The 11,737-nt window shown below is 37.6% G+C and carries 8 protein-coding genes and 1 riboswitch; of the genes, 6 read left to right on the top strand and 2 right to left on the bottom strand.

Going from position 1 to position 11,737, the window contains the following annotated elements:
- Positions 1 to 5: 5 nt before the first annotated feature.
- From U9K52_RS12710 to U9K52_RS12695, 4 genes are all read left to right on the top strand, one after another.
- Positions 6 to 1,157, top strand: a complete 1,152-nt coding sequence (locus U9K52_RS12710) for a hypothetical protein (RefSeq protein ID WP_322926867.1) — start codon at positions 6 to 8, stop codon at positions 1,155 to 1,157.
- 80 nt (positions 1,158 to 1,237) lie between these two features.
- On the top strand, positions 1,238 to 2,269 hold the full coding sequence (locus U9K52_RS12705) for a MoxR family ATPase (protein WP_322926866.1): 1,032 nt from the start codon (positions 1,238 to 1,240) through the stop codon (positions 2,267 to 2,269).
- A gap of 48 nt (positions 2,270 to 2,317) precedes the next feature.
- Complete coding sequence (locus U9K52_RS12700; protein WP_322926865.1) at positions 2,318 to 3,640, top strand: DUF58 domain-containing protein; 1,323 nt, start codon at positions 2,318 to 2,320, stop codon at positions 3,638 to 3,640.
- 122 nt (positions 3,641 to 3,762) lie between these two features.
- Positions 3,763 to 4,188 (top strand): OsmC family protein, encoded by a 426-nt coding sequence (locus U9K52_RS12695; RefSeq protein WP_248390306.1) that lies wholly within the window; start codon positions 3,763 to 3,765, stop codon positions 4,186 to 4,188.
- Between the two features lie 72 nt (positions 4,189 to 4,260).
- Here the strand turns inward: U9K52_RS12695 and U9K52_RS12690 are convergent, their stop codons facing one another.
- Positions 4,261 to 5,940, bottom strand: a complete 1,680-nt coding sequence (locus tag U9K52_RS12690) for a T9SS type A sorting domain-containing protein (protein ID WP_263601625.1) — start codon at positions 5,938 to 5,940, stop codon at positions 4,261 to 4,263.
- A 230-nt stretch (positions 5,941 to 6,170) separates the two neighbouring features.
- Positions 6,171 to 8,786, bottom strand: coding sequence for an MGH1-like glycoside hydrolase domain-containing protein (locus tag U9K52_RS12685; protein ID WP_263601624.1), 2,616 nt, complete (start codon positions 8,784 to 8,786; stop codon positions 6,171 to 6,173).
- 187 nt (positions 8,787 to 8,973) lie between these two features.
- Positions 8,974 to 9,079, top strand: a riboswitch (SAM riboswitch).
- 61 nt (positions 9,080 to 9,140) lie between these two features.
- Between U9K52_RS12685 and U9K52_RS12680 the strand changes: the two genes are divergently transcribed.
- On the top strand, positions 9,141 to 10,079 hold the full coding sequence (locus U9K52_RS12680) for an alpha/beta fold hydrolase (protein ID WP_322926863.1): 939 nt from the start codon (positions 9,141 to 9,143) through the stop codon (positions 10,077 to 10,079).
- Positions 10,080 to 10,082: 3 nt separating this feature from the next.
- Entirely contained in the window at positions 10,083 to 11,624 is a 1,542-nt protein-coding gene (locus tag U9K52_RS12675; RefSeq protein ID WP_322926861.1) for an ACT domain-containing protein, read from the top strand.
- Positions 11,625 to 11,737 lie beyond the last annotated feature (113 nt).

The following is an 11,737-nucleotide window of genomic DNA, read 5'->3' as shown; positions in this document are numbered from 1 at the left end:
TTGCCATGAATAAAACTTTCAAAATATATGCTGTAATTTTCATCGTTGTGATGATTATTCTGGTATTGTTTGAAGCGAATAAAACGGAAAGAACGGACTGGAGGAAAAATTTTGATATCAACCAGAAATCACCTTTCGGTTTGTTTGTTTTTAACAATGAGGTAAATACGCTTTTTAAAAATAAAATCAAACAAATATCAGAGACGCCATACGATTATTATCAGGCTGATAAGAAGCCGCATAATATTCTGGTTATAGAAGAGACAATCGACAGACCGTCATGGAATAAGATTCTGGATCAGGTATCCAAGGGTTCGGATGCGATGCTTATCGTGAGTGAAATGCCTAAACAAATCTCGGATAGTATCGGTTATTATGATTCACAGATTTCTTTCGAAGATGAAAATGTGCTGAAGCTTACGGACAAAAAATTCAGCAACGATTTTATCCATTTGGATAAATTTCCTTCAGGAAGAGGTTTCACCTTTATAAAGCCGGGTGTTGAGGTTTTGGGAAAAACAGTTGAGAAAAACAATTCAGACCAGGCCAATTTTATTAAGATTGCATTCGGAAAAGGAAAAATTTATGTGCATTGCGAACCCCTTTTCATTACCAACTATTATCTGTTAAAACGTGGGAATGTAAGGTACGCCCAGGATGTTTTTTCTTACCTTGATGACCGTGAAACAATCTGGTTTGTAGAAAACGATGCAAAAGTTTCGCAGTTTTTCCTAAGATTTATCCTCTCAAAACCTGCGTTAAAGTATGCGTGGTGGGTATTGTTAGGAGGGTTGGTTCTTTTTATCTTCTTTAATGCTAAAAGAAAACAGCGTATCGTCCCGATCATAGAGCCGTTAAAAAATACCTCTGTTGACTTTGTGAAAAGCATCGGCAATTTATATCTTCAGGAAGGAGACTTTCATGATATGATGGCTAAAAAAGCACAGTATTTTCTGAATAAGGTAAGAATGGATCTCCTGATCGATACACAGCATCTGGATCAAGAATTTGCCAAGAAACTTCAGCTAAAAACCGGCAAACCTATGGAAATGATTAATGAAGCCATGAATCTGATAAAAAAGGCACAAGATCCGTATGCACAGGTAATGAAAGAAGATCTTGGAAAAATGAATAAATTGCTTGACGAAATAATTTAAAAAAGTATAACAATCTAAAAATATCACAATGTAACAACTCTCCTGGTTGCTACATCGGTAAATTGTTAAATTATATTATAATGGAAAATATAGAAAACCCCAATACAGAAGACCAGCATTCTATACATCTTGATAAAAAAGAAGACCAGTTTCAGTCTAGGATAGATATGATTGAGCTTAGAACAAGTCTGGAAAAAGTAAAGTCCGAAATTGCGAAAGTAATCGTGGGGCAGGAAAGTATGGTAGAACATCTTTTGGCTGCACTTTTATCAAACGGACACGTTCTTATCGAAGGTGTTCCCGGAGTTGCAAAAACCATTACTGCAAAATTGCTGGCAAAAACCATTGATGTAGGCTTTAGCAGAATCCAGTTTACGCCGGATCTTATGCCGTCTGATATTTTGGGAACTTCGGTTTTTAATGTAAAAAATTCCGAATTTGAATTTAAAAAAGGCCCTATTTTTTCAAACTTTATTTTGATTGACGAGATCAACAGGTCACCCGCAAAAACACAGGCCGCCTTGTTCGAGGTAATGGAAGAAAGACAGATTACGATGGATGGAACACGCTACATTATGGAAGAACCCTTTCTTGTAGTGGCAACCCAGAATCCTATTGAACATGAAGGTACCTATCGACTGCCGGAAGCGCAGCTTGATCGTTTCCTGTTTAAAATCAATGTAGGATATCCTGACCTGCAGCAGGAAATTGCCATCATAAAAAATCAGCACGAAAATAAAACGGAAGACAAAACAGATGTAGTAAACCGCGTTATCACGGCTCAGCAGTTGAAAAATTACCAACAACTTGTAAAAGAGATTATTGTTGAGTCGCATTTGATGGAATATATCGCCAAGATTATTGTGAATACAAGGGAAAATCAGTTCCTTTATCTGGGAGCTTCTCCAAGGGCAAGTCTTGCATTGCTAACAGCCTCCAAAGCTTTTGCTGCATTGAGAGGAAGAGATTTTGTAACTCCTGAGGATATCAAAGAATCGAGTTATGCCGTATTGAGACACAGAGTAATCGTATCGCCTGAAAGAGAAATGGAAGGCCTTACCGCTGATGAAATTATCAGACAAATTTTAGAAGGAATTGAAATTCCAAGATAGGAGTAATAAGTCAACTGCTATCTGCAACCTGAAAGCCGACATTTAAAAATGAAAAACTTATACATCAATACGCGCTTTTTTTACGTGCTCATCGGAGTGGGAATTCTGTATGTCTTTGCATTCTTCTTTCCGTCTCTTATGTGGGCGGCGCATATTGCTTTACTGCTTTGCTTTTTAGCGGTAATGGTAGATGCTCTCTTTGTTTTTAACAAAAATAAAGGAATTTCGGCACAAAGGATTTTGCCTGAAAAATTATCCAACGGAGATGAAAATCCTGTGAAAATCGATATTAAAAATAATTATGATTTTGAAATTTCGGTTAAGGTAATCGATGAGATACCTTTTCAATTTCAGAAGAGGGATTTTCTGATTGAAAAACAAATTTTCCCGGGAAGAAATACCTTTTTTCAATATATTCTTGAGCCTAAAGAGCGCGGAGAATATAATTTCGGAAGCCTGAATGTGTATGTTTCTTCACCTTTAGGTTTTGTGTCTAAAAGATTTAATTTTCAGAAAGATGCCAATCTGCCTTCTTATCCTTCTTTCATCCACCTGAGAAAATATGAACTGATGGCTATTCAGAGCGAATTTCTATTAGGAGGAATTAAAAAAATAAGAAAGCTCGGCCATACTATGGAGTTTGAGCAGATCAAAGAATATGTACCGGGAGATGATATCAGGACGATCAACTGGAAAGCAACTTCCAAGACAAACCGGCTGATGGTAAACCAGTTTCAGGACGAAAAATCCCAACGGATCTTTATGCTGATCGATACCGGAAGAACGATGAAGATGCCTTTTAAAGGATTGAGCCTGCTGGATTATTCCATCAATGCAACAATGGCTTTATCCCATATTATCCTGAAAAAAGGAGACCGGGCCGGGATGATGACGTTCTCTAAAAAAACGGAAAATAAAATTGCCGCAGAAAACAAGTCGGGTCAGCTCAGAAAAATATCAGAAGCGCTTTATAATATTAAAACCGATTTTTTTGAAAGTGATTTTAGCAGGCTGTATCAGGATGTAAAATATTCTTTGAACCAGAGAAGTCTTATACTGCTGTTCACCAATTTCGAGACGCTGGACGGACTTAACCGTCAGTTGAAATATTTACGTGGCATCGCTAAAAACCATCTGTTGGTAGTGGTTTTCTTTAAAAATTCTGAACTTCAGACGCTGATTAATAAAAATCCGGAAAATATGCAGGAAATTTATGATGAGATTATTGCCGAAAAATTTGAGTTTGAAAAGAAACTGATTATTCAGGAACTTAGAAAATACGGGATTTATACGGTTTATACACTTCCTGAAAACTTGAATATCGATGTTATCAATAAATACCTGGAGATAAAAGCGAGAGGAATTTTATAATTTTGCAATAAGCAATAAGCAATAAGCAATAAGCAATAAGCAATAAGCAATAAGCAATAAGCAATAAGCAATAAGCAATAAGCAATAAGCAATAAGCAATAAGCAATAAGCAATAAGCAATAATGAAAATAACACTTAACAGAATCAACGACGATTTTTTGTTTGAATGTACCAACGCTCAGGGAAATTCAATTCTTCTCGATAATACAACACAACCGGGCGCAAAAGGTGTTTCGCCTATGGAAAGTGTTCTGATGGCCGTTGCAGGCTGCAGCGGGATTGATGTTGTTTCTATCCTGAAAAAGCAAAGACAGGAAATTACAGATTTTAAAGCTGAGGTAGAGGGAGAAAGAATTCAGGTTGACGATGCAAAACCTTTTAAATCCATCAAAGTAAAATTTTTACTGGAAGGAAATATCGATCCTAAAAAAGCTCAGAAAGCAGCCCAGTTGTCATTTGAGAAATACTGTTCTGTTTCCAAAACCCTGGAACCGACTGTAGAAATAGGATTTGAAGTTTTGGTTAACGGAGAAGTTGTTCAGCCTTAGGCTGTTTATACTAACAAAAAGAAACCCGCGGATAAAGAATTATCCGCGGGTTTTTAATATAATTTATAATTATTATTTCTTGATGGTTTTCATGCTTTTCAGAGAACCGTCTTTCATTTGTAAAGTCAGGATGTACATTCCGGATTTTAGTCCTCCTAAAAATACTGTTGAAGAAGGGTTTTCAATGGTTTTTACCACTACTCCCGAAAGATCTGTTATTACTGCCTTTCTCACATTTTCGGCCTTCTCAAGGTATAAAGTATCCACAAACGGGTTAGGATGCGCAATTCTTTCTTTTTCTTTTACGGTAACTTCATTTGTTGCCAAAGCTAAAGGTTCCAGGGTAACTGTTACGGTAAATGTGTTGTTATCAACTTTATTATATTCTGCGGTGCAATCTGATCCTCCATATGTTCTCCATGCTCTCAGCTCGAAATTTACGGTTCCCGTAAGATCATTAGCCAGCGTGAGTCCTGTTCTGTTGTAAGAATACGTACCTGAAGAAGATCCGGATCCTGAGGTTACTGAAGGTTCTGTAACATTGTTGGTTGTACAAACCAAAAGACTTCTCTGCTCACCCATCCATCCGTTTGAAGCGGTAGACATTTTATAAGAAACGGCTGTAGATTTTATTTTATATCCCGAAGGCACGTTTACACTTAAGGTTCCTGCGCAGTTCGTAGTGGATGAAGTGGTAACGCCGGAATTGTTATATTGTGTATTGATGTCGCCGGCTGTATAAAGTGTGCTGATCTGTCCCGGTGTAAATTCTTTCATTTTCCAGAAACTTTGTGAAGAACCTCCGCAATTCGATCTTACCCAGAAATAATATGTTTGCCCGGTTGTAAGTTGATTAAGAGTTACTGTAGTTCCTGAAGTCACATTTCCTGTAGGAACTGTTGTTGCTGTAGGAGCTGTAGGTGAAGTACTGTAATAATATTGATACCCGGAAGCAGGCGCACTTGCCGGTGCTGTCCAGCTTAGTGTTGCTTCTGTCATGGTAGTGGTAGCCGTGATATTTGTTGGTGTGCTGCATGCATTATAGGCGTCTGCCGCAAAAGCAAAGATGTTAGGAATACCTCCCGTTCCAACTTTTGTTACCGTTACACTCTTTACACTTTTCGACTGATTGGCTGTGCTGATAGCCAAAGGAATCTGATATAACCTAGGATTGGTCCCCGAGCCGGATTCAAGATTATCGTTGTTTAAATTGATTCTCCCGATTCCCTGAATCGCATAGCTGCTTCCGCCGTACCAGTCGGAAATGCTGATTGCAGAGAATGTCTGAGAAGTATTATCTGTAAAATTGACGTCCACATCTACGGTACAGGCCCCACTTCCTCCCGTTGCCAGCATATATACTGTAATGGCCTGCATTGGTGTCGTGAAAATTAAAGTCCCGTTGTCGTTGGTATTTTGAAGTCTCAGGGTATTGTTTGAACTGTAAGCGCCAAGTTGGTAAGATAAACCGGATGTTGAAGCTACAACAGAATTGATAATTCCATTTGTAGGAAGTCCGTACGTAAGTGGATTGCTTGTTGCGGTCAGTTGAAAATCCCGTGAAATAAAAGCATAGCTTACACCATCTACATCATTGTTAGTGGAAGATGCTGAAGGACCAACACCATTGGCAATAACATCAGCATTGAAACCACTCTGGATAGGCAGCGGCTGATATTCCTGGGCATTGAGTTGATAATTGCATACAGCTGAAAGTACCAAAGCTGTAAGAGGTAGTAATTTTCCTTTCATAAGAAATAGTTTATTAAATTTATTTGCTAATATAGATATTATAATGTTAAAAAATCAATCCAAATTTAAAAATATTATAAATATTATATTGATTTTACGGTAATAATGTTTTTATATTAATGATTAAATAGATTTTAACTATATTTCTGAATTCTATCATTGAAAGAATTAATAAAGTGTGGTATATGAAAAAAGCCTCTGAAGAGAGGCTTGTAATGAGTAAAATACTTTTAGAATGACATTCTTGGTTTCAGCAGCTTTGCAACGGTTGCTGTCCATCCGGTCTGATGGGATGCTCCTATTCCCCGGCCGTTGTCACCATGGAAGTATTCAAAGAATGTAATATAATCTTTAAAATTTTCATCATAATTGAATTTGGCGTTTCCTCCGTTAAAAGGACGCTGTCCTACCTCATCTTTTAGAAAAATAGAACATAATCTATTGCTTATATTTTGGGCTACCTCATCAAGATTTCTTTTATCTCCGCTTCCCGTTGGAAGTTCTACCTTCATGCTGTTTCCGTAATAAAAATGGAACCGCTGTAAACTCTCCACAATAAGGAAATTGATAGGAAACCATATCGGGCCTCTCCAGTTGCTGTTCCCTCCGAACATTCGGCTGTCACTCTCTGCCGGTGTATAATATACAACATTCTGTGTTCCGTGAACAGAAAAGACAAATGGATTTTCTTCATATACCTTAGACATGGCCCGTATTCCATAATCGCTTAAAAATTCTTTTTCATCCAGCATACGGCTCAGTACTTTTGTAAGTCTTGTTTTTCTGAGAATGCTCATCAGGTGCTTTCTTCCCTGGCCTTCTTCTTCCCAGTGGGAAACCAGTTTTGTAAGTTCGGGTTTGTTTTTGAGCACCCAATCCATTCTTTCAACAAAATTAGGCATCTTATCAAGCAGGTGATGGTCTATAATTTCTACGGCAAACATCGGGATAAGACCTACAATACTTCTCAGTTTCAGGGAAACGCTGTCGCCATTTCCAAGCTGTAAGACATCGTAGAAAAATCCGTCTTCTTCATTCCAGAGTCCTTTTGTCCCGTCACCCAGGTTCTCCATGGCTTCAGCAATATAAAGATAATGTTCAAAGAACTTAATGGCCATATCTTCGTATACCTGATAATATTGGGCAAGTTCCATTGCAATACGCATCATATTCAATGCATACATCGCCATCCAACTAGTTCCGTCTGCCTGTTCCAGATGCTGCCCGTCTTTTAATACCATATTCCGGTCGAAAGCACCGATATTATCAAGGCCCAAAAATCCTCCTCCGAAGATATTTTTTCCGTTTTTATCTTTCCGGTTTACCCACCATGTGAAATTAAGAAGCAGCTTTTGGAAAACTTTTTCTAAAAATAAAAGATCGGGCTTTCCGTTCTGTTTTTCATCAATCTTGAAAACCCTGAAACAGGACCAGGCATGTACAGGCGGATTTACATCGCTCAGGTTCCACTCGTAGGCAGGAAGCTGTCCGTTTGGGTGCATATACCATTCCTTTGTAAGCAATAGAAGCTGCCCTTTTGCAAACTCGGCATCAATCAGAGCGTACGGAACACAATGAAACGCAAGATCCCAGGTAGCGTACCAAGGATATTCCCACTTATCAGGCATTGAGATAATATCTTTATTATGGAGATGGTTCCATTCCGTATTTCTTACATAATTTGAGAAATCACGAGGCGCTTCATAATTAGGGTCACCTTTGAGCCATTTTCCGACATTATAATGGTAAAACTGTTTATTCCAGAGCAATCCGGCAAAAGCCTGCCTTTGTACATTTCTTTCATCTTCGTTTGTTACATCATTCTGGATTTCCTCATAAAATTCGTTGGCTTCAGTAATTCGTGCACTGAAGATTTCATCAAAATTTTCAAAAGGTTCATCAAGATCTTGTGGAGAAAGTCTGAAGTCAAAAGATTTCGATTCTCCGGCTTCAATAATTTCATCCAGCAGGAACGAAGCTTTAGTCCCTGTTTTTTCAGGATTTATAGTATTGCTGCCATAAATAATATAATCATTAATCCCGTCTTTAAAATAGGTGTTTCCGGGATAAGGAGCTCCGTATAATTTAGGATTATTGGTTTCATTTTCGCAAAAAACACTTTCCGCGTCCGTGTCTCTTGAATAGAATTTTTTAATCGAAATACTGTCATGCTGAATATTAATGCAGCCGTCGTGCGAAGCCACAGTTTGTCCTTTGTAGGTATTATAACCCCATTTCCAGTTATTTCTGAACCACACTGTTGGTGCAATTATTATTGGGGCGGCATTATCACTCCTGTTAAAAACCGTTACGCGTATTAAGAAGTCGTTGTGATCCGCTTTGGCATATTCAATAAAAATATCAAAATATTCATCCTTGTCAAAAATCCCGGTATCGAAAATTTCGTATTCTGCTTCCTTTTTGCCTCTTCTGGCATTTTCTGCACGGATGTCATCATAAGGGAAAGCGTTGATAGGATATTTATACAGCATTTTCATGTAGCTGTGAGTGGGCGTGTTGTCCAGGTAGTAAAAGATCTCCTTAATATCTTCACCGTGATTTCCCTGAGGATTGCTCAATCCGAAAAAACGCTCTTTTACCATCTTATCTTTCTTATTCCAAAATGAAAGGGCAAAACAAAAAATCTGTTTGGCGTCTGAGATTCCGGCGATACCTTCTTCCCCCCATCGGTAAGCGTAGCTTTCTGCATTATTATGGTTGGCAAAATTCCATGCATCGCCATTGGGACTGTAATCTTCCCTTACATTCCCCCATTGCCGGTTACTGACGTATGGTCCCCAGTTTTTCCAGTCTGTGTTTTGTAATCTATGTTTTTCAGCAATCATATCTCATCATTTTTCATTACGAAGGTAGCCTTTTTGTTAAAAAATTCCAACTTCCTTAATTTGAATTAAACTTAATATCATGCCGAAAAGCCTTTTAAATGAGGCGTTGAAGTGTTAAGTTAAATTTTTATAAAAAATTGAAATAAAAGTTTTATCTTTGCACCATTCGTTCATTCAAATATTGAAAATGTTATCAAGAAAGGTTGAGGGATTAGACCCGATGAAACCTTAGCAACCCTTTGCGCAAGCAAAGAAGGTGCTACGTTCTACCAAATAATTTGGACAGATAACTTACCTGAAGTTCTTTTCAGCCATTTCCTGTGGCATTTTCAATTGTATTTAAAATAAATAAAATTGAAAGCAGAACTAAGACATATTAATTTTTCGTATCACACCAATTCCGGAAGGGAATACAATATCTCGTTAAGCTATCAGCTGTTCGGGAAAGAATTGTTTTCTGCACCGGTAATTCTGGTAAATCATGCTTTAACCGGAAATTCGGATGTTGCTGGAGAAAAAGGATGGTGGAAAAAATTGATTGGAAAAAAGCAGATCATTGATACAGATCAGTACACCGTTTTGTGCTTCAATATTCCGGGAAATGGCTACGATAATTTTTTTATCGATGACTACGAAGATTTTACACCATCAGATATCGCCAATATCTTTTTACAGGGTCTTGAAATTTTAAATATTAAAAGCTTACATACTATTATCGGGGGCTCTCTGGGAGGAGGTATCGGCTGGGAAATGCTGGTTAAAAATCCGGCACTCGCTGAAATATTTATTCCCATTGCCTGTGATTTTAAAACCCACGACTGGCTTCATGCGCAATGTCTTGTTCAGAAATTTTTATTAAATCATAAGGAAGAACCCCTGCAAAAGGCAAGAATTCATGCCATGTTATGTTACAGAACACCGGAATCGTTAAATGACAGATTTCAAAACAGATACAATCATGAGAAGGAGAGGTTGGAGTCGGAAGACTGGCTCATTTATCACGGTAATGCGCTGAACGAAAGATTTAGTTTACCATCATACCGGTTAATGAATCATTTGCTGATGACCATTGATGCGGATGAATCCGAACTGAAAAGGATAAAGGCTCAGATACATCTCATTGCTGTAGATACGGATCTTTTCTTTCCCGCTTCCGAAATCCGAATGTGCTTTGAAAAATTAAAGAAAGATAAAGAGAATGTATTCTATCATGAAATTAAATCAATTCATGGTCATGATGCCTTCCTAATGGAATATGAACAATTAAATACGATCATTAAAAATATTTTGTAGAAGATGAAAAGCAATGCAAACGAAATAAAATTTTTGAGAAACAGGTCAATCATCAAATTTGAAGGAGAGGATTTCTTAGGGGAAATCGGTATTGACGGAAGAATTTTTAAAGCGCTTACGTTAGCGAGAATCAGTGTTGGGGTTATTTCACAACAGGCGATAGAAAACGGGATTTCCATTCTTGTACAGGAAAGCGATTCCGAAAAAGCAGTGAATTGTCTTATTGATGAATTTGAAGCAGAAAGAAAATCGGGCAAGGTTTCCCAGATTTATAGTATTAACAACGTATCGGTTTTAGGCTTTGTTGCGGAAGATTTAAATAAAATACTGGCTGAGCTGGCCAGAAATAATGTTTTCCCGCTGTTGCTTAATCAGATTGCAGCAGAGAAAAGAGTAAATATTGTGGTTACTTCTTCTCAGGACGAGAAGGCGAAAAATATCATAGAATCTGAAATTTCTAAAAAACCAAAAACAGTTCATCTGGCCATTATCGGTCATGGAAACGTAGGAAAAACCTTAATAGAACAGGTTCTGGAGTCTTCAGAGGAAATTAAAAGAAGGAAAAAAATCGATCTTAAAGTAGTAGCTGTTGCCAATTCAAAAAAAATTGCTTTTAACAAAAAAGGGTTTGACAGTAACTGGAATGATGAGGTTTTAACAGCGGAAAATCCGTCAGATGTTCAGGAACTGATTAATTTTTCGAAAGAAAATCAACTTGAAAATCTGATTGTAGTAGATAATACGGCAAGCAAAGAATTTGTTAAAAATTATCATGCATTAGCGGAAAACGGTTTTGACCTGGTTTCATCTAATAAGATTTTCAACACGCTCCCTATTTCGGAATATCGACAGCTTCGATATACATTGAACAAAAACAACCGTCGTTATCTTTACGAAACCAATGTAGGAGCCGGTTTACCATTGATTGACACCATAAAGCTTCTACACCTTTCAGGAGAAAATATTACCAGAATTAAAGGGGTTTTTTCCGGAACACTGAGTTATGTTTTCAATAATTTTTCATTGAGGGATGACGCATTTTCAACGATTATCAATGAAGCGCTGGAAAAAGGATATACGGAACCGGACCCAAGAGAAGACCTATCCGGAAATGATGTCGCAAGAAAATTATTGATTTTGGCGAGAGAATTAGATTTAATCAACGAATTTGAAGACATCAATATCCAGAATTTAGTTCCTGAAAGCTTGCTTTCCGTTTCAAAACCGGAATTTCTTTCAAGATTGAACGAGTTGGATGAAGAATATCAAAAGATCAAAAACAATCAGAAATCCGGCCATGTGTTAAGATATGTCGGAGATCTTCACGGTGATTTACAAAAAGAAAAAGGCGAACTTGATGTGAAGCTGATTTCAGTTCCTGCAACCTCCGCTTTAGGACAGTTAAAAGGATCAGACTCCATCTTTGAAATTTACACGGAAAGTTATGGCGAAAATCCAATCGTTATCATGGGAGCCGGTGCAGGAGCCAAAGTTACCGCAAGAGGCGTTTTTGGGGATATTTTAAGAGTAAGTGAAACTAAATAGGACAAATAATTTGAACCCGAAAGGGTTCAATATCAATAGCCTTAGGTGAAACTATAGAACAAAATAAATTAAACAACCTTCAAGGTTTTTAAAACCTTGAAGGTTTCAAAAAA

The organism is Chryseobacterium sp. MHB01 (genome assembly GCF_034651565.1).
GTDB classification, from domain to species: Bacteria; Bacteroidota; Bacteroidia; order Flavobacteriales; family Weeksellaceae; genus Chryseobacterium; species Chryseobacterium nepalense.
The sequence above is the reverse complement of the archived record's forward strand: the minus strand, read 5'-3'. Positions and strand labels throughout refer to the sequence as shown.